A 23,437-nucleotide genomic window follows, 5' to 3' on the forward strand; every position below is an offset into this window, starting at 1 on the left:
CAGGCGGTCGGCTGCGGGCGAAGGCGTCTGCGGCGCTGAGGAGATTCTATGGCGGTATACAACTACGATGTGGTGGTGATGGGCTCCGGTCCGGCGGGCGAAGGCGCGGCGATCAATGCCGTGAAGGCCGGGCGCAAGGTCGCGGTGATCGACGACCGCAGCCAGGTCGGCGGCAACAGCACCCACCTGGGCACCATCCCGTCCAAGGCGCTGCGCCACTCGGTGCGGCAGATCATGCAGTACAACACCAACCCGCTGTTCCGCCAGATCGGCGAGCCGCGTTGGTTCTCCTTCCCCGACGTACTCAAGAGCGCGGAGCGGGTGATCTCCAAGCAGGTCGCCTCGCGAACCGGCTATTACGCGCGTAACCGTATCGACCTGTTCTTCGGCACCGCCAGCTTCGCTGACGAGCGCACCGTTCAGGTCATTTGCAACAACGGCATGATGGACACGCTGGTGGCCAAGCAGGTGGTGATCGCCACCGGTTCGCGCCCCTATCATCCGTCGGATATCGACTTCAACCATCCGCGCGTCTACGACAGCGACACCATTCTCAACCTCAGCCATACGCCGCGCCGGCTGATCATCTACGGCGCCGGGGTCATCGGCTGCGAGTACGCGTCGATCTTCAGTGGCCTGGGCGTACTCGTCGACCTGATCGACAACCGCGACCAGTTGCTCACCTTCCTCGATGGCGAGATCTCCGACGCGCTGAGCTATCACCTGCGCAATAACAACGTGCTGATCCGTCACCGCGAGGAGTACGAGCGCGTCGAGGGTGTGGATAACGGCGTGATCCTGCACCTGAAGTCCGGCAAGAAGATCAAGGCGGACGCCTTGCTCTGGTGCAACGGCCGCACCGGCAACACCGACAAGCTGGCCCTGGAGAACGTCGGCATCGCGGTCAACGGGCGTGGGCAGATCAAGGTCGATGAGCAGTACCGCACCGAGGTGCCGAACATCTATGCCGCCGGTGACGTGATCGGCTGGCCGAGCCTGGCCAGTGCGGCGTTCGACCAGGGGCGCTCGGCCTCCGGCAGCATCGTCGAGAATGGCAGCTGGCGTTTCGTCGACGACGTGCCCACCGGTATCTACACCATTCCGGAGATCAGTTCGATCGGCAAGACCGAGCGCGAGCTGACCCAGGAGCAGGTGCCCTACGAAGTCGGCAAGGCGTTCTTCAAGAGCATGGCGCGGGCGCAGATTTCCGCCGAGCCGGTAGGCATGCTGAAACTGTTGTTCCATCGCGAAACCCTGCAGGTGCTCGGCGTCCACTGCTTCGGCTATCAGGCCTCGGAGATCGTCCACATCGGTCAGGCGATCATGAACCAGCCGGGTGAGGCGAATACCATCAAGTATTTCGTCAACACCACCTTCAACTACCCGACCATGGCCGAGGCCTACCGGGTGGCTGCCTTCGATGGCCTGAACCGGCTTTTTTGAGCGGCCCCGACCGGCGGCCTGAGGCGGCCGGGGACGATCCGTTCGCCGCTGTCGAGGGACGCTGGCCGAACAGGGAAAGCTTTTGAACGACGCCGCGAGCCGGGCCAGGCCCGCGGCGTTTTTCGTTGCTGGAGGAGTCACATGGCGCAGTCTTGGCGTGGAGTGAGCCTGTGGATGGAGCAACTCGAAGCACCGCTGCAGGCGCGTCCCAGCTTGCAGCAGGCGCTGCAGGCGGACGTGGCGATCATCGGCGCCGGCTACACCGGGTTGTGGACCGCCTATTACCTGAAGCGCCACGCGCCGCAGTTGGAGGTGGTCGTCCTCGAGGCGCAGACCGCAGGCTTCGGTGCCTCGGGACGCAATGGCGGCTGGGTGATGGGCAATCTCCTGGGGGAGGACCGCTGGCTCGCCGCGCTGCCGCCCGAGCAGCGCCAGGAAGCCTTCGAGGTGCTGCATGGGATTCCCGATGAGGTTCGTGCGGTAGTCGAACACGAGGGGATCGATTGCCAGTTGCGCAAGGGCGGTGTGCTCTATTGCGCGGCGCGCTATCCCGAGCAGGCGCAGCGGCTGCGCGAACAGTTGCGGCATGCCCGAGCGCTGGGTCTGGCAGAGGACAGCTATCGCTGGCTCGATCCCGCCGAGCTGGACACCCAGCTGCGCGTGCACAGGCCCTATGGCGCGCTGTTCAGTCCGCACTGCGCCACGCTGCAGCCGGCGCGCCTGGCGCGGGGGCTGGCTGATGTGGTTGAACGCCTGGGCGTGCGCATCTTCGAGCGTTCTCGAGTGCTCGACTGGCAGCCCGGCCTTGTGCGCAGCGAACATGGCGAGGTGCGTGCCGATTGGGTCGTGCCGGCGGTGGAAGGCTACGCCGCCAGCTTGCCACCGCTGGGGCGTTATCAGATTCCGGTGCAGAGCCTGATCGTCGCCAGCGAGCCGTTGCCCGCTGCGGTCTGGGACGAAATCGGTTTGTCCCGTGGCCAGGCATTCAGCGAGAACAGTCGGCAGGTCACCTACGGCCAGCGCACGCTGGACGATCGGCTGGTCTTCGGTGCGCGGGGCGGTTATCGCTTCGGCGGCCGTTTGCGTCAGGACTTCGATCTGAGTGCCGCGGAATGGCAGTTGCGCCGTCATCTGCTCGGCGAGCTTTTCCCGCAGTTGCGCGACGTGCGCCTGAGTCACGGCTGGGGCGGCAACCTGGGCATGGCGAGGCGCTTTCGCCCGCACATGCTGCGCGATACGCGCAATCGCCTGGCGCTGGCGGGTGGCTATGGCGGCGAGGGCGTCGGTGCGGCGAACCTGGGAGGAAGGACGCTCGCCGACCTGATTCTGGGGCGTGACAGCGTTCTGCTGCGCCAGCCCTGGGTCCAGGCTGATGGGGCGCTCGACAGGCTGTCGGCCTGGGAGCCGGAGCCCGTGCGCTGGCTAGGTTATCGCGCAGTGCTCGCCAGCTTCGCCCTCGAGGACCGGGTGCTCGCCGATCCGCGCAGCGCCGCCTGGCGGCGACGCCTGGTCGCGCGCCTGGCTGATCGTATGGAAGGGCTGATGCGCTGAGCCTGGGGCGTGCTCAGGGGCGGATTTCGATCAGCGTGCCGTCGCTGACCAACTGCCAGACCTCGCGCATGTCGGCATTGTTCAGGGCGATGCAGCCGTCGGTCCAGTCGAGGGTCTGGAAGAACCACTCGGGGTACTCGTCGTCCAGCGGCGTGCCATGGATCATGATCATGTTGCCCGGTGAGACGCCCAGGGCGCTGGCACGCGCCTGGTCACGGGCGTTGGGGTAGGAGATGTGCATCGACAGGTTGTACTTGTCGCTGCTCTTGCGCCAGTCGATCCAGTAGAAGCCTTCGGGGGTGCGCCGGTCACCCTCGCGCTCCTTGGCGCCGTGCGGGCGCTTGCCCAGGGACACTCGATAGCGCTTGATCTCGCGGCCATTGGCGAATAGCGCAAGGCTGCGCTCGGACTTCACCACCAGCACCTTGTCCACCTTGGGACCGGTGGGCGAGTTGTTGGCCGAAGCGGCGAACGCGATGAACAACAGGACGGTGCACAGCCAGCGCATGCGTCGGCCACCTCGGGTGAGATTCAGGATTGGGGGGACATCGGTCCGATCGATTCGTGGCGCAGCGGGAAGTGTGCGTCGCGGCGATCGGCGAAGAAATATTCTAGGGTGCGGTCGATGGTTGGGAAAGCCAGTTCGCGCCAGGGAATCTCGCTTTCCTCGAACAGCCGGACTTCCAGGCTCTCGTCGCCGGCGGCGAAGCTGTCAGTCTCCATCTCGGCGCGGAACAGCATGTACACCTGGCTGATGTGCGGCAGGTCGAAGAGTGTGTAGAGCTCGAGGGCGCCGACGCGGGTGCGAGCCTCTTCCCAGGTTTCCCGGGAGGCGGCCTCGGCGACGGTCTCGCCGTTTTCCATGAAGCCCGCTGGTAGGGTCCAGAAGCCGCGGCGTGGCTCGATCGCCCTCCGACACAGCAGTACCTTGCCGCGCCAGTGCGGCAGACAGCCGGCGACGATCCGTGGGTTCTGGTAATGCACTCGATGACATTGGCTGCAGACCGCGCGCTCGCGGTTATCGCCCGGGGGGATTTGCCGTTGCAGCGGGCCACCGCAATGATTGCAGAAGTTCATCGTCGCTTCCTGTCTCTGATCTGGCTGAGGATAACCTTTCGCGCAGGCTGCGTGGCCTGCCGCTGGGCGTCTCGCGATGTGCCCGGCTGGGGGCGGGCGGACGGGCTTGGGGCCTCGCGCGGATCGTGCCATGATGCGGAAAAGCCGAGAGACCGGAGAGTCCGTGATGCAGGACGAACTGCTCCAACGGGTCCGCGACCATAGCCCGCGCTTGCTGGAGTGTGCGCAGACCTTCCCCGAGGCCGCCGTGCTGGTGCCTATCATCCGTGGCGAATCGCCGGAGCTGGTGTTGACGCTACGCGCCAGCGGGCTGTCCACCCACGGTGGCGAAGTGGCCTTCCCCGGCGGCCGTCGCGATCCCGAGGACAGCGACCTGATGGCCACCGCCCTGCGTGAAGCGGAGGAGGAGATCGGCCTGGCGCCGGGGCTGGTCGAGGTGGTCGGGCCGCTCAGCGAGCAGGTCTCGCGCCATCGGATCAAGGTCACGCCTTACGTGGCGCTGATTCCCGACTTCGTCGAGTACCGGCCGAACGACGCGGAGATCGCCGCGGTGTTCACCGTACCGCTGCGCTTTTTCCTCGAGGACGTGCGCGAAACCACCCACCGTATCGATTTCCAAGGTACCAGTTGGTTCGTGCCGAGTTACCGCTTCGGCGAATACCGCATCTGGGGGCTCACGGCAGTGATGATCGTCGAGCTGGTCAACCTGCTGTTCGACGCCGGTATCGACCTGCAGCGCCCGCCGGAGCGCTTCGCCACCCTGGACTAGAGAGAGAATCCCATGATCTACCGCTTGGGCGCAGAGCGCCCCGAACTGCATCCCGATGCCTGGGTAGCGCCTACCGCCACGCTGATCGGCAAGGTGCGCCTGGAGGCCGGTGCCAGCGTCTGGTTCGGTGCCGTGCTGCGTGGCGACAACGAGTTGATCCACATCGGTGAGAACGCCAACGTGCAGGATGGCACCGTCATCCATACCGACATGGGCTATCCGCTGAGCGTGGGGCGCGGAGTGACCATCGGCCACCAGGTGATGCTGCACGGCTGCAGCATCGGTGAATACAGCCTGATCGGCATCAACGCCGTGGTGCTCAACGGCGCGAAGATCGGCAAGTATTGCCTGATCGGCGCCAACAGCCTGATCCCCGAGGGCAAGGAAATTCCCGATGGCTCCCTGGTGATGGGGTCGCCGGGCAAGGTGGTGCGCCAGCTCAGCGAGGCGCAGATGAAGCTGCTCGAAGCCAGCGCCGCGCACTACGTACAGAACGCCCGGCGCTATGCCAATGACCTGGAGGCGCTGTGAGCGGCACTAGGGTGAAGTCACCCTGTGTGAACGTTTGCGCGCTGGACGAAGAGGACATCTGCATCGGTTGCCAGCGCAGCGCCGCGGAGATCACTCGCTGGATGCGCATGGACGACGACGAGCGCCGCGCGGTGATCGCCCTGGCCCAGCAACGTGCGCAAGCCAACGGCCAGTTGATCCCGTAGAATCCGCGCCTTCTTTTCCTCTGCAAGGACATCCCCATGCCCCGTATCGGAACTCCAGGCTCGGCGAGCGCCACCCGTGTGCTGCTCTGTGGTAGCGGCGAACTCGGCAAGGAAGTGGTCATCGAGCTGCAGCGCCTGGGCGTCGAAGTGATCGCCGTCGATCGCTACGCCGATGCGCCGGCGATGCAGGTGGCGCATCGCTGCCATGTGATCGACATGCTCGACGGTGCCGCGCTGCGCGCGGTGATCGAGCAGGAGCGCCCGCACTACATCGTGCCGGAGATCGAGGCCATCGCCACCGCCACGCTGGTGGAACTGGAGGCCGAGGGCTTCACCGTGGTGCCGACCGCACGCGCCGCCCAGTTGACCATGAACCGCGAAGGCATTCGCCGTCTGGCGGCCGAGGAACTGGGCCTGCCGACGTCCGCCTACCGTTTCGCCGATACCTTCGAAGCCTACGCCGAAGCGGTGGCGGTGGTCGGTTATCCCTGCGTGGTCAAGCCGATCATGAGTTCCTCGGGCAAGGGGCAGAGCCTGCTGCGCAGTGAATCCGAACTCAAGGCCGCCTGGGACTACGCCCAGGAAGGCGGTCGCGCCGGCAAGGGGCGGGTCATCGTCGAAGGCTTCGTCGATTTCGACTACGAGATCACCTTGCTCACCGTGCGTCACGTGGGCGGCACTTCCTTCTGCGCACCGATCGGGCACCGTCAGGAGAAGGGCGACTACCAGGAGTCCTGGCAGCCCCAGGCGATGAGCGCCAAGGCGCTGGCCGAGTCCGAGCGCATCGCCCAGGCGGTCACCGAGGCCCTGGGCGGCCGTGGGCTGTTCGGCGTCGAGCTGTTCGTCAAGGGCGACCAGGTGTGGTTCAGCGAAGTCTCGCCGCGTCCCCACGATACCGGGCTGGTGACGCTGATTTCCCAGGACCTCTCCGAGTTCGCGCTGCATGCGCGGGCGATCCTCGGTCTGCCGATCCCGGCGATCCGCCAAGTGGGTCCCTCGGCCTCGGCGGTGATCCTGGTGCAGGGGCACTCCAGGCAGATGAGCTACGGTAACCTGGCGGCGGCACTGGCCGAGCCGGATACCGCGCTGCGCCTGTTCGGCAAGCCGGCGGTGGAGGGGCAGCGGCGCCTGGGCGTGGCGCTGGCGCGCGACGAATCCGTCGAAGCGGCGCGGGAGAAGGCGTTGCGCGCCGCTGGCGCGGTCGACGTGCAGCTCTGAAGTGGCTGATCGCGGGCCTCAGCCCGCGGCTTCCTCGCGGGGTGGCTGGTCAGCCGGCCATACCCGCACGCTCTTCACCCGGTTGCCGGCGGCTTCCAGGATCTCCATGCAGTAGCCGTCGATACTCAGGCAGACCGGATTCTCCGGGAGGCTTTCCAAGGCTTCGGTGATCAGTCCGTTGAGGGTCTTGGGCCCGTCCACCGGTAGTTCCCAGCCCAGCGCGCGATTGAGTTCGCGTACGTAGGCGGCGCCGTCGATCATCAGGCTGCCATCGGCCTGGGGCTGGATTTCCTGCTCGCGCACCCCGTCCTGGTCGAACTCGCCGACGATCTCCTCGAGCAGGTCTTCGAGGGTAACGATGCCCTGCACGTCGCCATACTCGTCGACGATGATCGCGATGCGACGCTTCTGCTTCTGGAAGTGGATCAGTTGCACCGACAGCGGCGTGCCTTCTGGCACGAAGTAGGGCGGGTGGCAAGCGCGCAGCAGGGCTTCCTTGGTGAGCGCGTCATGGGTCAGCAGGCGAGCGATCTGGCGCATGTGCACCACGCCCTCGATCTGGTTCAGGTCGCCGCGGAATACCGGCAGGCGGGTGTGCGGGGTGGCGCGCAGTTGTTCGATGATCTCGCTGAGGTCGTCGTCCAGGTCGATACCCTGCACCTCGTTGCGTGGGATCATGATGTCGTCGACGCTGATCTTCTCCAGGTCGAGCACGCCCAGCAGCATGTCCTGTCGATCCATCAGGCTCTGCCCGGCCTCGCGTACCACGCTGCGCAACTCGTCGGCGGTGAGGGTGTCGCTGCCTTTCTTCGCCGGATCGACGCCGACCAGTCGCAGCAGGCCGTTGCTGATGCCGTTGAGCAGCCACACCAGCGGATAGAAAAGCTTTTGCAGGGCTGCCAGCGGCAGGCTGGCCGGGTAGGCGACGACTTCGGGGCGCAGTGCGGCGAGTGTCTTGGGGGTGATTTCACCGAACACCAACAGGATCAGCGTCAGGCCGACGGTGGCGATGGCGATGCCGGCCTCGCCCCACAGCCGCATGGCCAGCACGGTGGCGATCGACGAGGCGAGGATGTTGACGAAGTTGTTGCCGATCAGAATGGTGCCGAGCAGGCGGTCGGGGCGGCCAAGCAGGGTGCTGGCGCGAGTCGCTGCGCGGTGACCTTCGCGCGCCTTGTGCCGCAGGCGATAGCGGTTGAGGCTGAGCATGCCGGTCTCGGCGCTGGAGAAGAACGCTGAGCAGGCAAGCAGAAACACCAGCAGGCCGATCAGATAGCCGGGGTGCAAGTTGTCCACGCGGATGGGGCTCCGGTCAGATGTGCAGGATGAATTCGCGGACCAGCTTGCTGCCGAAGTACGCCAGCATCAACAGGCAGAAGCCCGCCAGGGTCCAGCGGATGGCCTTGTGGCCGCGCCAGCCCAGGCGCAGACGGCCCCACAGGAGCACCCCGAAGACCACCCAGGCGAGGCAGGCGAGCAGGGTCTTGTGCACCAGATGCTGGGCGAACAGATCCTCGATGAACAGCCAGCCGGAAATCAGCGACAACGACAGCAATAGCCAGCCGGCCCAGAGAAAGCCGAACAGCAGGCTCTCCATGGTCTGCAACGGCGGGAAGGCGCGCGTCGGCCCGGTCAGGCGCTTGTGCTTGAGCTGGTGGTCCTGCAAAGACAGCAGCAGGGCCTGGAACACGGCGATGCTGATCAGGCCGTAGGCCATGATCGACAGCAGGATGTGCACGATGATGCCCGGTTCCTCGTCGATCGGCTGTGGCGTGCCCATGGGCATGAATTCGGCGGTCAGTACCGTCAGGCAGCCGAGCGGAAAGAGCAGCATCAGCAGGTTCTGCACCGGTAGCCGGTAGCAGGCGATCAGGCAGAACAGGATCACTTCGAAGGCGATCAGGCTGGCCGCATTGAAGAAGGTCAGGTTGAGCCCGGCCAGATCGTTCATCTGGCTGTGCAGGCTGAGCGCGTGGAACAGCAGGGCGAGGCCGCCGAGGACGCTCAGCGGAAGCCTGCCGGGCACCTGGCCGCGGCGCAGGCGCAAGCCCTGGAAGAGAGAGAGGCCGGCATACAGACCGGCGGCCGCGAGGCTGGGCAGCAGAGGGTGCATAGATCCTGTACGCATGGAGCGAAGGGAAGGAGTGTGGCACACAAGCCCCAGGCAAGGAAGTCTGTGCGGCCCTCAGCGTTAGCCTGTCGCGGGCGTTCCGGCGATGGATGAGCAGCACTCGTCAGCGCGCGGCTTCGGGTATAATCGCTGGTTCGCCGTCACCGCTCTCTTCAAGGAATGCGCATGTTCGAGAACCTCACAGATCGCCTGTCGCACACACTGCGTACCGTGACCGGCAAGGCCAAGCTCACCGAGGAAAACATCAAGGACACCCTGCGCGAAGTGCGCATGGCTCTCCTTGAGGCCGACGTCGCGCTGCCGGTGGTCAAGGACTTCGTCGCACGGGTCAAGGACCGCGCGGTGGGCACCGAGGTGTCCAAGAGCCTGACCCCGGGCCAGGCATTCGTGAAGATCGTGCGCGCCGAGCTCGAAGCGCTGATGGGCGCGGCCAACGAGGACTTGGCGCTCAACGTCACGCCGCCTGCCGTGGTGCTGATGGCCGGCCTGCAGGGTGCGGGCAAGACCACCACCGTCGGCAAGCTCGCGCGCTTCCTCAAGGAGCGCAAGAAGAAGAGCGTGATGGTGGTCTCCGCCGACGTCTACCGCCCGGCGGCGATCAAGCAGCTGGAAACCCTGGCGGGCGAGGTCGGCGTGACCTTCTTCCCCTCCGATGCCAGCCAGAAGCCGGTGGACATCGCCAATGCAGCGATCCGCGAGGCGAAGCTCAAGTTCATCGACGTGGTGCTGCTCGATACCGCCGGCCGCCTGCACGTCGACGCCGCGATGATGGAAGAGATCCAGGCGCTGCACGCCTCGGTCAAGCCGGCGGAAACGCTGTTCGTGGTCGACGCCATGACCGGGCAGGACGCCGCCAACACCGCCAAGGCCTTCGGCGATGCGCTGCCGCTGACGGGCGTCGTACTGACCAAGGTCGACGGCGATGCCCGTGGCGGTGCTGCGCTGTCGGTGCGCCACATCACTGGCAAGCCGATCAAGTTCCTCGGTATGGGCGAGAAGAGCGATGCACTGGAGCCCTTCCACCCGGATCGCGTGGCGTCGCGCATCCTTGGCATGGGCGACGTGCTCAGCCTGATCGAGCAGGCCGAGCAGACCCTCGACCGGGAAAAGGCCGAGAAGCTCACCAAGAAGCTGAAGAAGGGCAAGGGCTTCGATCTCGAAGACTTCCGCGACCAGCTGCAGCAGATGAAGAACATGGGTGGCCTGGGCAGCCTGATGGACAAGCTGCCGGCCATCGGTGGCGTCAACCTCTCGCAGATGGGCAATGCCCAGGGCGCCGCGGAGAAGCAGTTCAAGCAGATGGAAGCCATCATCAACTCGATGACGCCCGCCGAGCGCCGTGATCCGGAGGTAATCAGCGGTTCGCGCAAGCGCCGTATCGCGCTCGGTTCGGGTACCCAGGTGCAGGACGTCGGGCGGGTCATCAAGCAGCACAAGCAGATGCAGAAGATGATGAAGAAGTTCACCGCCAAGGGCGGTATGGCCAAGATGATGCGCGGCATGGGCGGTATGTTCCCAGGCGGCGGCATGCCCAAGATGTAAGCGTCTCGTCGCCGGCTTCCGAAAAAGCAGTTTGCATTCGCGGCGATTACCCTTAGAATATGCGGCCTTTCGGGCCCAGGGCCCAGTGCTCATCTCTATTTGCAAGCACCGACTACAGGAACGACTGCACACATGGTAACCATCCGTCTCGCCCGTGGCGGCTCCAAGAAGCGCCCCTTCTACCACCTGACCGTGACCAACAGCCGCAATGCGCGTGATGGCCGTTTCGTTGAACGCATCGGCTTCTTCAACCCCGTCGCCACTGGCTCCGAGGTTAAGCTGTCGGTCGATCAGGAACGTGCCAGCTACTGGCTGAGCCAGGGCGCACAGCCCTCCGAGCGCGTTGCCGCTCTGCTCAAGGAAGCGGCCAAGGCCAGCGCCTGAGCTGCATGAATACCACGCCTGCAACGGCCGAGGAGCTCATCGTTCTCGGCAAGATAGTTTCGGTGCACGGCGTACGCGGTGACGTGAAGATCTATTCCTTCACCGATCCGATCGACAACCTGCTGGACTATCGTCACTGGACGCTACGGCGCGGTGCGCAGACCCAGCAGGCCGAGCTGGTCAAGGGGCGGATTCAGGGCAATGTCCTGGTAGTCACCCTGAAGGGGCTGGACGATCGCGAAGTGGCGAAGACTTTCGCCGATTTCGAGATCTGCGTGCCCCGTAGTTTGTTGCCCGAGCTGGACGACGGCGACTTCTACTGGCACCAGCTCGAAGGCTTGAAGGTGATCGACCAGACCGGGCAGTTGCTCGGGCGCATCGACCATTTGCTGGAAACCGGCGCCAACGACGTCATCGTGGTTCGCCCTTGTGCGGGTAGCCTGGACGATCGTGAACGTCTGCTGCCCTACACCGAGCAGTGCGTGCAGGTCATCGACCTGGCCGCAGGCGAGATGCGGGTCGAGTGGGACGCCGAGTTCTGATGAAGGTCGAGGTCATCACGATCTTCCCGGAGATGTTCGCCGCGATCGGTGAATATGGCGTGAGCAGCCGGGCGGTGAAGCAGGGGTTGTTGCAGTTGAACTGCCAGAACCCGCGAAGCTTTACCGAAGACCGTCACCAGACGGTGGATGACCGCCCCTTCGGCGGTGGTCCCGGGATGGTGATGAAGATTCAGCCCCTGGAACGGGCCCTGGCTGCGGCCAAGGCATCGGCGGGGGAGGCGGCGAAGGTGATCTACCTGTCGCCGCAGGGCCGCCGGCTGGATCAGTCGGCGGTGCGCGAACTGGCGGAGGAAGAGGCCCTGATCCTCATCGCCGGGCGGTACGAAGGCATCGACGAGCGCTTCATCGAAGCGCATGTCGATGAGGAATGGTCGATCGGCGACTACGTCCTCTCCGGCGGTGAGCTGCCGGCGATGGTGCTGATCGACGCGGTCACCCGGTTGTTGCCAGGTGCCCTGGGGCATGCGGATTCTGCCGAGGAGGACTCGTTTAGCGACGGCCTGCTCGACTGTCCCCACTACACCCGACCCGAGGTGTACGAAGGGATACGTGTTCCTGAGGTGCTGCTCAGCGGCAACCATGAACACATCCGGCGCTGGCGCCTGATGCAGTCCCTTGGTCGGACTGCCGAGCGTCGCGCTGATCTTCTGGATTGCCGCTCGCTTTCTGGAGAAGAGCAAAAGCTGTTGGCGGAATATCTTCGTCAACGGGACGATAGACAACGTATCGATGGCGACCCAAAGGGTTCGTCTTAGGAGCAGAAAGATGACCAACAAGATCATTCAGCAGATCGAAGCTGAACAGATGAACAAGGAAATCCCGGTATTCGCCCCCGGCGACACCGTGATTGTCCAGGTGAAAGTGAAGGAAGGCGAGCGTCAGCGTCTGCAGGCCTTCGAAGGCGTGGTCATCGGCAAGCGTAATCGCGGCCTGAACAGCGCGTTCACCGTGCGCAAGATCTCCAGCGGCGTAGGCGTCGAGCGTACCTTCCAGACCTACTCGCCGATCGTTGACAGCATCAGCGTCAAGCGCCGCGGTGACGTGCGCAAGGCCAAGCTGTACTACCTCCGCGAACTGTCCGGCAAGGCAGCCCGCATCAAGGAAAAACTGGTCTAAGACCGGTCCTTGCCGCGTACGAAAAAAGCAGCCCCAGGGCTGCTTTTTTCATTTCCGGGCCGCGAGTTTCGCGGTCACACCCTGGCGCCGATGGCGCCGCGAAGTATCGCCTGCGTGCACAACGACAAGAAGATTCGCCCGCTCCGCTTCGCCCTTCGAGAAGTTGACGGTCCATGACTCCCAGAGAACAGGAAATCCAGCGTCGCATCGAGCTGTCGGAAACCCGCGTGGTGAAGGCCGTGTTCCCGCCCACCACCAATCACCACAACACTCTCTTCGGCGGCACTGCGCTGGCCTGGATGGACGAAGTGACCTTCATCGCCGCCACGCGCTTCTGTCGCCTGCCGCTGGTGACGGTTTCCAGCGACCGCATCGACTTCAACCACCCGATTGCCGCCGGCAGCATCGTCGAGTTGGTCGCACGGGTGGTCAAGGTTGGCAACAGCAGCCTCAAGGTACAGGTCGAGGTATTCGTCGAGGGCATGTACGACATGAGTCGCGAGAAGGCCATCAGCGGCGTGTTCAGCCTGGTCGCGATCGGCGAGGATCAGCGCCCGGTACCGGTACTGCCGGACTTCCCGGTCTGATTCCGGGCATGCCACACTGCCTCCGATCTCCAGTTCTTTCGTTGCCATGGCTACCCTCGACCATCCGCTGATCGACCGCTTCCTCGATGCGCTCTGGCTAGAGCGCGGTTTGTCGAAGAACACCCGTGCCGCCTATCGCAGCGACCTGGCGCATTTCAACGCCTGGCTGGCCGAGCGCGGCGTCGAGTTGCCCAATGCCTCCCGGGAGGCGATCCTCGATCACCTCGCCTGGCGTCTGGCGCAGGGTTACCAGGCGCGCTCCACGGCGCGCTTGCTCTCCGGCTTGCGCGGCTTCTATCGCTACCTGCTGGTGGAGGGGCTGATTGCCGAGGACCCGACCCTGCAGGTGGCATTGCCACAATTGGGTCGACCGCTGCCTGCCTCTCTCAGCGAAGCCGAGGTCGAGGCCCTGTTGCTGGCGCCGGACCTGGCGACGGCGCTGGGCGAGCGCGACCGGGCGATGCTCGAAGTGCTCTATGCCTGTGGCCTGCGCGTCAGCGAGCTGGTCTCCTTGCGCCTGGAAGAGCTGAATCTGCGCCAGGGCGTGCTGCGGGTCTTCGGCAAGGGCAACAAGGAGCGCCTGGTGCCGCTGGGCGAGGAGGCCATCCTGCGGGTCGAGCGTTTCCTGCGCCAGGGCAGGGAAGAGTTGCTCGGCGGGCGTGTGGCGGACGTGCTGTTTCCCAGTCAGCGCGGCGAGATGATGACCCGCCAGACCTTCTGGCATCGCATCAAGCTGCATGCGCGCAGCGCCGGCATTGACAAGCCTTTGTCGCCGCATACCCTGCGACATGCGTTCGCCACCCATTTGCTCAATCACGGTGCCGACTTGCGCACGGTGCAGCTGCTGCTCGGGCACGCTGACCTCTCGACCACGCAGATCTATACCCATGTCGCCCGGGCGCGGCTGCAGGCGCTGCATGCCGAGCATCACCCGCGCGGCTGAGTCGCTTGCATCGCGCCGGGGCGCACGGCGTATCATGGTCGCCGTTGCGTTACCCGCCGTTCGTCGGCCGCAAGCGTTAAGGCGTTGCGAATTAACGGGTTGCGTCCAGAATCTAACGCTGAATATGAATTGGCGGCCTCGAGGCCCCACTCCCAATCCTCACGATGGACCCGTTCATGAAGCTGCTCACTCCCGCGATCCTGTTGATGACCTTCACCCTTGGCGCGTGCAGTTCCGACCCCGCCGCGGACAGCCAGGCGAGCAGCTCCTGGTGGCCCTTCGGCAAGGACGAGAAGTACGTCACTGCGGCTGCGGTACCGAAGATCGACGAAAAGGCCACCACCGCCTGGCTCGACGACTACGAGCCGCGCCTGCGCCAGGCGCTGAGCAGCAGCAAGTTCCAGGTCGAGCGTCGTGATAACGTGCTGGTGGTCACCGCGCCGGTCGATTCCTCGTTCAACCCGGATCGCCCGGGCATGCTGCTGCCGGCCACCCTGGCTCCGGTGACCCAGGTGGCGAAAATGGTCGAGGGCGACAGCAAGACTGGCGTTCTGGTGCTCGGTCATGCCGACAGCAGCGGCTCGCGGGATACCAACCTGACGCTGAGCAGCGAGCGCGCTCGCGCCGTGGCGGCGATCTTCCGTCTCAGTGGCCTGCGCGGCGATCGCCTGATGCTCAAGGGCGTCGGCTCCGACATGCCGCGCGCTGCCAACGACAGCAGCGAAGGTCGTGCCCTCAACCGTCGGGTCGAGATCGTACTGACCCCGCAGAACACCCTGGCTGCACTGATCGCCAAGTACAGCGCGCCGGCGCAGGCCAGCGGCGTGCAGAACGTCGCCGCGGTGGTTGCCGCAGATCAAGCCAAGTAGGCCTCGCTGGTTTAAGCTGCCGCCTTCCGTTGGGAAGGAGAACGTCATGACCCAAAGCCTGGCCGATATGCGCCGCGACTACACCCGCGAGGGGCTCAGCGAAGCCCAGGCCCCGAGCGATCCGTTGGTGCTCTTCGAGCAGTGGTTCGCCCAGGCGGTGAAGACCGAGCAGACGCCGGTCGAGCCGAACGCGATGACTCTGGCCAGTGTCGACGACCAGGGTCAGCCCCACTGCCGGGTGCTGCTGCTCAAGGGTCTCGACGAGCGCGGTTTCACCTTCTTCACCAACTACGAAAGCGACAAGGGCCGTCAGCTGGCGGCCAACCCGCGTGCGGCAATGACCTTCTTCTGGCCCGCCCTGGAGCGTCAGGTGCGTATCGAAGGGCTGGTCGAGAAGGTCACGCCCGCCGAATCCGACGCCTATTACCAGGTGCGTCCGCTGGGCAGCCGGCTGGGTGCCTGGGCCTCGCCACAGAGCCGGGTGATTCGCGACCGCGAGGAACTGGTGCAACTGCTTGCCAAGACCGAGGCGCGTTTCCGCGATCAGGATCCGACCTGCCCCGAGCATTGGGGCGGCTACCGCCTGCTGCCGCAGCGTCTGGAGTTCTGGCAGGGACGTCCGAGTCGCCTGCACGATCGCCTCGACTACCGCCTCGCCGATGGCGAGTGGCAGTGCCAGCGCCTGGCGCCCTGAGCGGCGACGCTTCTACTTTTCCTCGTTTGCCCGGAGAATCGCAGCGCCATCCACGCTGGTTAGCGCTGACTCCACCGGGACCCGCCGCTGATGCTTGAACTCGACTCCGCCTTGGCGCAGGACATCGTCGACCGCGCGATGGCGATCCTGCCGCACAACGTCAACGTGATGGATGCCCAGGGCATGATCATCGGCAGTGGTGCCGCCGAGCGGCTGCATACCCGTCACGAAGGTGCCCAGCTGGTGCTCGCCAACCGCCGGGTGGTGGAGATTGACGAGCGCACTGCCGGTCACCTGCGTGGCGTGCGTCCTGGGGTGAACCTACCGCTGCTGCATGCCGGCCGGCTGGTCGGCGTGATCGGTATCACGGGCGACCCCGAGCGGGTGCGGCCGTATGCCGAGCTGGTGCGCATGACCGCCGAGATGCTCCTCGAACAGCGCCGCTTGCAGGGCGAGCAGCACTGGCAGCGGCACCGCCTGGAGGCCTGGCTGCGCCGCCTGATGGAGGAAGGGCAGGGCCTCGACGAGTTGCAGCTGGAGGCCGAACGTCTTGGTCTGCAGCCGAGCTGGCCACGGCAGCTGTGCCTGGTGGAGATCCAGGGCGAGGACGCGCTGGTGCGTCAGGCGCGTCTGCTGGACCTGCTCGGCCAGCGCAGCGAGCACTTCGTCTCGCCATTGGGGCGCAACGAGTTGCTCTGGCTGCGTCCCTGGCAGAGCGAGCGTGATGACGGCACCTGGCTCGCTCAGGCCTCCCAGCGTGGCTGGGGTATTGCCCGGCTGCTGGTCAGCGATGCGCTGGCGGACCTCGAAGAGCTGCGCCAGGTCGGTCCCTTGCTACGGCATCTCCAGGCCTACGCGCGCAGTCGCCAGGCGGAACAGACGCTGCTTTGGCTGGAGCAGCATCGCCTGGAAGTCCTGCTGTTCGCCCAGCGCGAGGGCTGGCTGATGCGCGGCTGGTTGGCGCCACTGCGTCGCCTGCAGGCCCAGGACAATGGCGATCTGCTGCGGCAAACCCTGGAGTGCTGGTTCCGTTACGACGGCCAGGCGCAGGCGTGTGCCGAAGCCCTGGGTATCCATCGCAATACCCTGCGCTATCGCCTGGAGCGGGTGCAGATGCTCAGTGGCCTGGACCTGGCGCGGCTGGCCGACCGTGCGCAACTGATGCTGGCGCTCGAACTGCTCGACGGCTAAGCCTGTGCGCGCGAACAGGTCCAGGCTGCTCGGCGCGGTGCCTGATTGTGCATGTGCACAGCGCGTTTCCCTCGGCCAGGGTCCAGAATAGGGTGGCTGCCCGCAGCCTCATAAAAACAACCAAGGAGTCTTCCCCATGGGTCTGGTCCTGATCCTCGTGGCGCTCATCGCTTTTATCGTTCTGTCCACCACTCGACTCAAACTGCATCCCTTCCTGTCCCTGCTCGCCGCCGCGTTCATCGCCGGCTTCGCCTATGGCGTGCCCGCACTCGATCTGGTGAAAACCATCACCACGGGTTTTGGCGGCATCCTCGGCTACATCGGCATCGTCATCGTCCTGGGCACCATCATCGGGGTGATCCTCGAACGCTCCGGCGCGGCGATCACCATGGCCGAGACGGTCATCCGTGTGCTCGGCGAGCGTTTCCCGACGCTGACCCTGTCGATCATCGGCTACCTGGTGTCGATCCCGGTGTTCTGCGACTCCGGCTACGTCATCCTCAACTCCCTGAAGAATGCCCTGGCTGCACGCATGAAAGTGTCGGTAGTGGCGATGAGCGTGGCCTTGGCCACCGGCCTCTACGCCACCCACACCTTCGTGCCGCCTACCCCGGGACCGATTGCCGCTGCCGGCAACCTCGGCCTGGAAAACTCGCTGGGCCTGGTGATCGCCGTCGGCCTGCTGGTCGCTGCGGTCACCGCGCTGGCCGGCATGCTCTGGGGCAATCGCTTCCTGCGCCAGGACGACAAGGATCTGCTCGAAGAGGCGCCGTCGGAGCTGCTCGCCGAAGAAGTCGATTTCGACAAGCTGCGTGCCAGCTACGGCGTGCTGCCGAGTGCCTGGCAGGCCTTCGCGCCGATCTTCCTGCCGATCCTGCTGATCTGCCTCGGTTCGCTGGCGGCCTTCCCCAGCCGTCCGCTGGGCGAGGGCGTGCTGTTCTCGACCTTCGCCTTCCTCGGCCAGCCGGTCGTTGCACTGCTGGTTGGCCTCGCCATCGCCTGCAGCCTGCTGCGGGGCAATGGCAAGCGCCAGCAGTTCCATGACCAGGTGGCGGAAGGCCTCAAGGCCGCCGCGCCTATCCTGCTGATCACCGGTGCCGGTGGCGCCTTCGGTGCGGTGCTCAAGGCCACGCCGCTGGGCGACTACCTGGGGCAGACCCTGTCGAGCCTGGGTATCGGTCTGTTCATGCCGTTCCTGGTGGCTGCCGCGCTGAAGAGTGCGCAGGGTTCCTCCACCGTGGCGCTGGTCACCACCTCGGCGATGGTCGCTCCGCTGCTCTCCAGCCTCGGCCTGGATAGCGAGATGGGCCGGGTGCTGACGGTGATGGCCATCGGTGCCGGCGCGATGACCGTTTCCCATGCCAACGACAGCTTCTTCTGGGTCGTCTCCCAGTTCAGCCGCATGAAGGTCGCGACCGCCTACCGTGCGCAGACCATGGCTACGCTGGTTCAGGGCGTGGTCGGCATCCTGCTGGTCTGGGTGCTGGGTCTTATCCTGCTGTAACGGGCGGCGCCTGCCGCTTGAGTCCCGCTAGATGCGGCCAGCCTGCGAGGCTGGCCGCCCGAGGTTTTTGATGAAATTGCTGATCGCTCCCGACTCCTTCAAGGAGAGCCTGACCGCCGAAGCCGTCGCCGAGGCCATCGCCCGAGGTTGGCGCAAGGTCTACCCGGATGCCGAGATCGTCCTCAAGCCGATGGCCGATGGTGGCGAGGGCACGGTGGATGCGGTGCTCGCCGCCAGCCACGGCGAACGTCACGAGACGCGCGTGCGCGGGCCGCTGGGTGAGCCGGTGCTGGCGCACTGGGGGCTGCTCGAAGACGCTACCGCGGTGATCGAGATGGCGTCTGCCAGCGGGCTGCACTGCGTGCCTGCCGGACAGCGCGATCCCCGCCGCGCCTGCAGCTTCGGTACGGGTGAGTTGATCCTCGCGGCGCTCGATGCCGGTGCCCAGCGCATCATCCTCGGCCTCGGCGGCAGTGCTACCAACGACGGCGGTAGCGGCCTGCTGAGTGCCCTGGGTGTGCGCCTGCTGGACGCCCAGGGACAACCCCTGGCACCTGGCGGTGCCGCGCTGATCGATTTGCATACACTGGATGTCAGCGGCCTGGACCCGCGCCTGTTGCAGGTCAGCGTCGAGGTCGCCGCCGACGTCGACAATCCGCTCTGCGGCCCGCGCGGCGCTTCGGCGGTCTTCGGCCCGCAGAAGGGCGCGACGCCGGAGATGGTGCGTGAGCTGGATGCGGCGCTGGAGCGCTTCGCCAACGTGACCCTCGCGACTCTGGGGGAAGACCATTCCTGCGTACCTGGAGTCGGCGCGGCCGGTGGGCTCGGCTTCGCCGCGCGGGCGTTTCTAGCCGCCGGCTTTCGTCCGGGTGTCGAACTGGTCGCCGAGCTGGGTGGCCTGGCCGACGCCTTGCAGGGCTGTGATCTCGCCATCACCGGTGAGGGACGCCTGGACTTCCAGAGCCTGCACGGCAAGACGCCGATTGGCGTGGCGCGCGCGGCGCGTGCTGCGGGTGTCCCGCTGATTGCCATTGCCGGAAGCCTCGGTGACGAGTACCAGGACGTCTACGCGGCCGGGATCGATGCGGCTTTCAGCCTGACGCCCGGGCCTGTCAGCCTGGAACAGGCCTGTGCCAGTGCCGCCGTCGAGCTGGAGGCGCGCAGCACCGATATCGCCCGCCTCTGGAAGTTGGCTCAGGGCGCGCGGTAAGCCTGCGCGCGGGCTTGCAGCCAGTCCGGCAGCGCCTTGCGCCGCACCTTCGTACTTTGCGCCTCGGCGAGCGCCTGCAGCATGTAGGCGCGTTTGCCGGGGTCGTTCTCGGCCATGGACAGGGCCAGGTCGCGATCGCTCCAGCGGCGGATGCGTCGCAGTAGCCACCAGTGGAAGTACAGGCCGCTCAACGTGGCGACGGCGATGATGAAATAGTCCATGGCGTGGCTTCCTCGTAACGCTGGAGCCTATGCAGGATTGCCTGAATGGTGGCTGGCTGGAAGCGCGCGCACAGCGCGCAGAGCGCGTCCGGTGTAGTCTAATGTCATCGTTTTCCTGCGCGTCGATGGTGACGTCTGGCGCGCGCCGTAGTCAAACGCTGTATCAGGGGTCGCTGCCTTTCATCCGGCCCCGCTCATTGGAGGTACATCATGCGTAAACCCTTGCTGCTCGCCGCTTCGTTCACTGCCGCTGCCCTGACCCTGGGCGGCTGTACGTCGAACCTGGGAGGCGACGTCTACACCCGCGACGAGGCTCGCGCCGTGCAGACCGTGCGCCTGGGCACCATCGAGTCGCTGCGCCCGGTACGTATCGAGGGCACCAAGACGCCGATCGGCGCGGGCGCCGGTGCGGTAGTCGGCGGCATCGCCGGCAGTGGCGTTGGCGGTGGTCGTGGGAGCGCGGTCGCTGCGGTCATCGGCGCGGTCGCCGGCGGCCTGCTCGGCAGCGCGGCGGAAGAGGGCATCACCCGTACCGACGGTGTCGAGATCACCGTGCGCGAGGATGACGGCAGCCTGCGTGCCTATGTCCAGGAAGTCGAGCCGAACCAGGTGTTCCGGGTCGGCGAGCGGGTGCGCATTCTCACCGTCAACGGCACCAGTCGCGTCAGCCACTGAGTCCCTCGGTGAGTCCACCCAGGCCCGGCTTCTTGCCGGGCCTTTTCGTTGCTGCGTTGCCCTTGCGTCAGCTTTGGTAATAATTGCGCGCTCAGCGATCTCTCCCGGAGTTGGCATACTCACGCTTTTGCCTGTGCCGCCAATGGGTTAGATTCACCGGTCGGGTCGATTCGCAACGGCCCTTGCCGATTCGTCTTCCCCACGCCAGGAATGCACCCTGTCCTCTAAGGAGTCCGCCAGATGCTGCTCGTGCTGATCGTCGCCCTGCCTTTCCTGGGCCTGACGCTGCCCCTGCTCGGCGAGCGCCTGGGACGCTCTGCGTGCGCCGGTGCCGCGGCGCTGGCGCCGGCCATCGGCCTGGGCCTGCTGCTGTCCGAGCGCGACGAGGTGCTGGCTGGCCACGCGTTGCGCTTTACTCAGCCCTGGTTGCCGGAACTGGGCCTGAATTTCAGCCTGCGGCTGGATGGCCTCGGCTTTCTCTTCGCCTTGCTGATCCTCGGCATCGGTCTGCTGGTGATCCTCTATGCCCGTTATTACCTGGGCAAGCAGGAGCCGATGGGGCGTTTCTTTGCCTACCTGCTGCTGTTCATGGGCGCGATGCTCGGTGTGGTGCTGTCCGAGAACCTGCTGCTGATGCTGATGTTCTGGGAGCTGACGAGCCTGTCGTCGTTCCTGCTGATCGGTTTCTGGGGCGATCGCGGCGAGGCGCGCAAGGGCGCGCGCATGGCGCTGACCATCACCGGTGGCGGTGGCCTGGCGTTGCTCGCCGGGGTGCTGTTGATCGGCCACATGGCGGGCAGCTTCGAACTCACCCAGGTGCTCGCCGCGGGCTATGCCATCCGTGTCGATCCGTTGTACCCGTTGGCGCTGATCTGTGTGTTGCTCGGCGTGTTCACCAAGTCCGCGCAGTTTCCCTTTCACTTCTGGCTGCCCCACGCGATGTCCGCGCCGACGCCGGTGTCGGCCTACTTGCACTCGGCGACCATGGTCAAGGCCGGTGTCTTCCTGCTGGCGCGGCTGTATCCGGCGCTGGCCGACTCCGAATGGTGGTTCTACCTGGTCAGCCTGACCGGCCTGGCTACCCTGCTGGTGGGCGCGGTGATGGCGCTGTTCCAGCACGACCTCAAGGGCCTGCTGGCCTATTCGACGATCAGCCACCTGGGCCTGATCACCCTGCTGTTCGGCCTCAACAGCCGGCTGGGTGCGGTGGCGGCGATCTTCCACATCATCAACCATGCGACCTTCAAGGCCTCGCTGTTCATGGCCGCGGGGATCATCGACCACGAGACCGGCAGCCGCGATATGCGGCGCATCAACGGGTTGTGGAAATACATGCCGCACACCGCGGTGCTGGCGATGGTCGCGGCCTCGGCGATGGCCGGAGTGCCCCTGCTCAACGGCTTTTTGAGCAAGGAGATGTTCTTCGCCGAGACCCTCGACCAGCACATGCTGGGTAGCTTCCATTGGGTGATCCCGGCGCTGGCGACTCTTGCCGGGGTGTTCTCGGTCGCTTATTCGCTGCGCTTCATCCACGACGTGTTCTTCAACGGTGAGCCGGTGGACCTGCCCAAGTATCCGCCCCACGAGCCGCCGCGCTACATGAAGATTCCGGTGGAGGTGCTGGTATTCCTGTGCCTGCTGGTAGGCATGTTGCCGAGCTTCACCGTGGCGCCCTTGCTGGCCGCGGCAGCGTCCTCGACGCTGGGCGGGGTATTGCCCGAATACAGCCTGGCCATCTGGCACGGCTTCAACCTGCCGATGTTGATGAGCGTGGTGGCGTTGCTCGGCGGCATTCTGGTCTATGCCTGTCGGCACCCGCTGTTCCGTTGGTATGCCGGTCTGCCGGAGTTGGATGCCAAGCTGGTGTTCGAGCAGACGGTGCTGCGCCTCACGGCGTTCGCCCACGGCCTCACCGGACGTTTGGAGAGTGGCTCGCTGCAGCGCTACCTGGCGCTGATGCTGGCGAGTGTGCTGCTGCTGCTGGTGGTGGCGCTGACACCCCTGGAGTCGCTGGCAGGCTCGGTAGCGTTGAGCGGGATCGACCCCATCACCGCGCTGGGCCTGGCCGTGCTGGCCATCACTTCGGTGCTCGGCGTGGTCTACCATCGACGTCGTCTGGTGGCGCTGGTGATCCTCAGCGGCACTGGACTGATGGTGGCGCTGACCTTTGCGCGCTTCTCCGCGCCGGACCTGGCGCTGACGCAGCTATCGGTGGAAATGGTGACCATCGTCCTGCTGATGCTGGTGCTGTATTTCATGCCCGACCGTACACCGGCCGAATCCAGCAGCCTGCGTGGTCTGCGCGACTTCGTGCTGGCCGGCGGGGCAGGCACCATGGTGGCGCTGCTGGCCTACGCGGTGCTGACCCGACCGTATGACAGCCTGGCCTCGTTCTACCTGGAGAACAGCGTCAGCGGCGGCGGTGGGGCCAATGTGGTGAACGTGATCCTGGTGGACTTCCGCGGTTTCGACACCCTCGGCGAGATCAGCGTGCTGGCGATCGCTGGCGCGGGGATCTTCGCCCTGCTGCGCAACCTGTTCCTCGCCCACCCCGATCTCGATCCGCACGGGCGGCGCTGGGACAGCGATACCCATCCGCTGATCCTCGAGGTGTTGGCGCGCACGCTGCTGCCGCTGGCGTTGCTGGTCTCGGTGTTCATCTTCCTGCGTGGCCACAACCTGCCGGGTGGCGGCTTCATCGCCGGCCTCATCACCGCGGTGGCGGCAATTCTCCAGTACATCGCCCGTGGGGTCTCCTGGACCCAGCAGCGTAGCCGTGCCAGCTACCACGTGATGGCGGGGTGTGGCGTGGCCATCGCCGGGGCGACCGGGCTGGGCAGCCTGCTGTTCGGCTACCCGTTCCTGACCTCGACCTTTGGCCACTTCCATATTCCGCTGATCGGCGACATCGAACTGGCCAGTGCGATGCTCTTCGACCTGGGGGTGTACCTGGTGGTGGTGGGTGCGACCCTGCTGATTCTTTCCAACCTCGGCCACGTCAGTTCCGACGCGCCGGACAAGGGAGTGCTGTGA

At 65.6% G+C, this 23,437-nt stretch carries 25 protein-coding genes; 20 read left to right on the forward strand and 5 right to left on the reverse strand.

Annotated elements, in window-relative coordinates:
- Positions 1-48: 48 nt before the first annotated feature.
- The gene (sthA, locus tag ACYRGX_RS10335; RefSeq protein ID WP_473056468.1) at positions 49-1,443 is read left to right on the forward strand and encodes a Si-specific NAD(P)(+) transhydrogenase; all 1,395 of its coding nucleotides are present in this window, start codon (positions 49-51) and stop codon (positions 1,441-1,443) included.
- A 141-nt stretch (positions 1,444-1,584) separates the two neighbouring features.
- Entirely contained in the window at positions 1,585-2,994 is a 1,410-nt protein-coding gene (locus ACYRGX_RS10340) for an NAD(P)/FAD-dependent oxidoreductase (RefSeq protein WP_473056469.1), read from the forward strand.
- Positions 2,995-3,007: 13 nt separating this feature from the next.
- On the opposite strand, the gene ACYRGX_RS10345 is transcribed toward ACYRGX_RS10340, so the two are convergent.
- Positions 3,008-3,502: a L,D-transpeptidase family protein gene (locus tag ACYRGX_RS10345; protein WP_473056470.1), complete on the reverse strand. Its 495-nt coding sequence runs from the start codon at positions 3,500-3,502 to the stop codon at positions 3,008-3,010.
- Between the two features lie 23 nt (positions 3,503-3,525).
- The gene (locus ACYRGX_RS10350) at positions 3,526-4,071 is read right to left on the reverse strand and encodes an NUDIX hydrolase (protein WP_473056471.1); all 546 of its coding nucleotides are present in this window, start codon (positions 4,069-4,071) and stop codon (positions 3,526-3,528) included.
- 166 nt (positions 4,072-4,237) lie between these two features.
- Here ACYRGX_RS10350 and ACYRGX_RS10355 point away from each other — a divergent pair, with 166 nt between their 5' ends.
- From ACYRGX_RS10355 to purT, 4 genes are read left to right on the forward strand one after another with little or no spacing between them, the layout of a single operon-like run.
- A complete protein-coding gene (locus tag ACYRGX_RS10355; protein ID WP_473056472.1) occupies positions 4,238-4,840 on the forward strand; it encodes a CoA pyrophosphatase in 603 nt (200 codons plus the stop codon).
- A gap of 12 nt (positions 4,841-4,852) precedes the next feature.
- Complete coding sequence (locus ACYRGX_RS10360) at positions 4,853-5,371, forward strand: gamma carbonic anhydrase family protein (protein WP_473056473.1); 519 nt, start codon at positions 4,853-4,855, stop codon at positions 5,369-5,371.
- Positions 5,368-5,556: a DUF1289 domain-containing protein gene (locus ACYRGX_RS10365; protein ID WP_473056474.1), complete on the forward strand. Its 189-nt coding sequence runs from the start codon at positions 5,368-5,370 to the stop codon at positions 5,554-5,556. The genes ACYRGX_RS10360 and ACYRGX_RS10365 overlap by 4 nt, the downstream gene beginning before the upstream one ends.
- 36 nt (positions 5,557-5,592) lie before the next feature.
- Positions 5,593-6,774 carry a formate-dependent phosphoribosylglycinamide formyltransferase gene (purT, locus tag ACYRGX_RS10370; protein ID WP_473056475.1) on the forward strand — a complete coding sequence of 394 codons (1,182 nt, stop codon included), beginning with the start codon at positions 5,593-5,595 and terminating at the stop codon, positions 6,772-6,774.
- An 18-nt stretch (positions 6,775-6,792) separates the two neighbouring features.
- Here purT and ACYRGX_RS10375 read toward each other — a convergent pair whose 3' ends face one another.
- Positions 6,793-8,070, reverse strand: coding sequence for an HlyC/CorC family transporter (locus ACYRGX_RS10375; protein ID WP_473056476.1), 1,278 nt, complete (start codon positions 8,068-8,070; stop codon positions 6,793-6,795).
- Between the two features lie 16 nt (positions 8,071-8,086).
- Entirely contained in the window at positions 8,087-8,887 is an 801-nt protein-coding gene (locus ACYRGX_RS10380) for a cytochrome C assembly family protein (protein ID WP_473056477.1), read from the reverse strand.
- A gap of 183 nt (positions 8,888-9,070) precedes the next feature.
- Between ACYRGX_RS10380 and ffh the strand changes: the two genes are divergently transcribed.
- The 12 genes from ffh to ACYRGX_RS10440 all read left to right on the forward strand — a co-directional run bounded on the left by ffh (position 9,071) and on the right by ACYRGX_RS10440 (position 19,508).
- Entirely contained in the window at positions 9,071-10,447 is a 1,377-nt protein-coding gene (gene ffh / locus ACYRGX_RS10385; protein WP_473056478.1) for a signal recognition particle protein, read from the forward strand.
- A 132-nt stretch (positions 10,448-10,579) separates the two neighbouring features.
- On the forward strand, positions 10,580-10,831 hold the full coding sequence (gene rpsP, locus ACYRGX_RS10390; RefSeq protein WP_473056479.1) for a 30S ribosomal protein S16: 252 nt from the start codon (positions 10,580-10,582) through the stop codon (positions 10,829-10,831).
- A 5-nt stretch (positions 10,832-10,836) separates the two neighbouring features.
- Entirely contained in the window at positions 10,837-11,373 is a 537-nt protein-coding gene (gene rimM / locus ACYRGX_RS10395; RefSeq protein ID WP_473056480.1) for a ribosome maturation factor RimM, read from the forward strand.
- Entirely contained in the window at positions 11,373-12,149 is a 777-nt protein-coding gene (gene trmD, locus ACYRGX_RS10400; protein ID WP_473056481.1) for a tRNA (guanosine(37)-N1)-methyltransferase TrmD, read from the forward strand. Before rimM ends, trmD begins: the two co-directional genes overlap by 1 nt.
- Before the next feature lie 10 nt (positions 12,150-12,159).
- Positions 12,160-12,510 (forward strand): 50S ribosomal protein L19, encoded by a 351-nt coding sequence (rplS, locus tag ACYRGX_RS10405; protein ID WP_473056482.1) that lies wholly within the window; start codon positions 12,160-12,162, stop codon positions 12,508-12,510.
- A 173-nt stretch (positions 12,511-12,683) separates the two neighbouring features.
- Positions 12,684-13,097, forward strand: a complete 414-nt coding sequence (locus tag ACYRGX_RS10410; protein WP_473056483.1) for an acyl-CoA thioesterase — start codon at positions 12,684-12,686, stop codon at positions 13,095-13,097.
- A 46-nt stretch (positions 13,098-13,143) separates the two neighbouring features.
- On the forward strand, positions 13,144-14,040 hold the full coding sequence (gene xerD / locus ACYRGX_RS10415; RefSeq protein WP_473056484.1) for a site-specific tyrosine recombinase XerD: 897 nt from the start codon (positions 13,144-13,146) through the stop codon (positions 14,038-14,040).
- Positions 14,041-14,216: 176 nt separating this feature from the next.
- Entirely contained in the window at positions 14,217-14,909 is a 693-nt protein-coding gene (locus tag ACYRGX_RS10420; protein ID WP_473056485.1) for an OmpA family protein, read from the forward strand.
- A 46-nt stretch (positions 14,910-14,955) separates the two neighbouring features.
- Positions 14,956-15,603 carry a pyridoxamine 5'-phosphate oxidase gene (gene pdxH, locus ACYRGX_RS10425; protein ID WP_473056486.1) on the forward strand — a complete coding sequence of 216 codons (648 nt, stop codon included), beginning with the start codon at positions 14,956-14,958 and terminating at the stop codon, positions 15,601-15,603.
- 90 nt (positions 15,604-15,693) lie between these two features.
- Positions 15,694-16,794 carry a sugar diacid recognition domain-containing protein gene (locus ACYRGX_RS10430; RefSeq protein WP_473056487.1) on the forward strand — a complete coding sequence of 367 codons (1,101 nt, stop codon included), beginning with the start codon at positions 15,694-15,696 and terminating at the stop codon, positions 16,792-16,794.
- A 136-nt stretch (positions 16,795-16,930) separates the two neighbouring features.
- On the forward strand, positions 16,931-18,298 hold the full coding sequence (locus ACYRGX_RS10435) for a GntP family permease (protein ID WP_473056488.1): 1,368 nt from the start codon (positions 16,931-16,933) through the stop codon (positions 18,296-18,298).
- Positions 18,299-18,368: 70 nt separating this feature from the next.
- The gene (locus tag ACYRGX_RS10440) at positions 18,369-19,508 is read left to right on the forward strand and encodes a glycerate kinase (protein WP_473056489.1); all 1,140 of its coding nucleotides are present in this window, start codon (positions 18,369-18,371) and stop codon (positions 19,506-19,508) included.
- Here the strand turns inward: ACYRGX_RS10440 and ACYRGX_RS10445 are convergent.
- Positions 19,493-19,729 carry a hypothetical protein gene (locus ACYRGX_RS10445; RefSeq protein WP_473056490.1) on the reverse strand — a complete coding sequence of 79 codons (237 nt, stop codon included), beginning with the start codon at positions 19,727-19,729 and terminating at the stop codon, positions 19,493-19,495. The genes ACYRGX_RS10440 and ACYRGX_RS10445 overlap by 16 nt on opposite strands.
- Positions 19,730-19,939: 210 nt before the next feature.
- Between ACYRGX_RS10445 and ACYRGX_RS10450 the strand changes: the two genes are divergently transcribed.
- Both ACYRGX_RS10450 and ACYRGX_RS10455 read left to right on the forward strand, forming a co-directional pair.
- A complete protein-coding gene (locus tag ACYRGX_RS10450) occupies positions 19,940-20,404 on the forward strand; it encodes an outer membrane lipoprotein (protein WP_473056491.1) in 465 nt (154 codons plus the stop codon).
- 240 nt (positions 20,405-20,644) lie between these two features.
- Positions 20,645-23,437, forward strand: a complete 2,793-nt coding sequence (locus ACYRGX_RS10455; RefSeq protein WP_473056492.1) for a monovalent cation/H+ antiporter subunit A — start codon at positions 20,645-20,647, stop codon at positions 23,435-23,437.

Source organism: Pseudomonas sp. R4-15, from assembly GCF_055768815.1.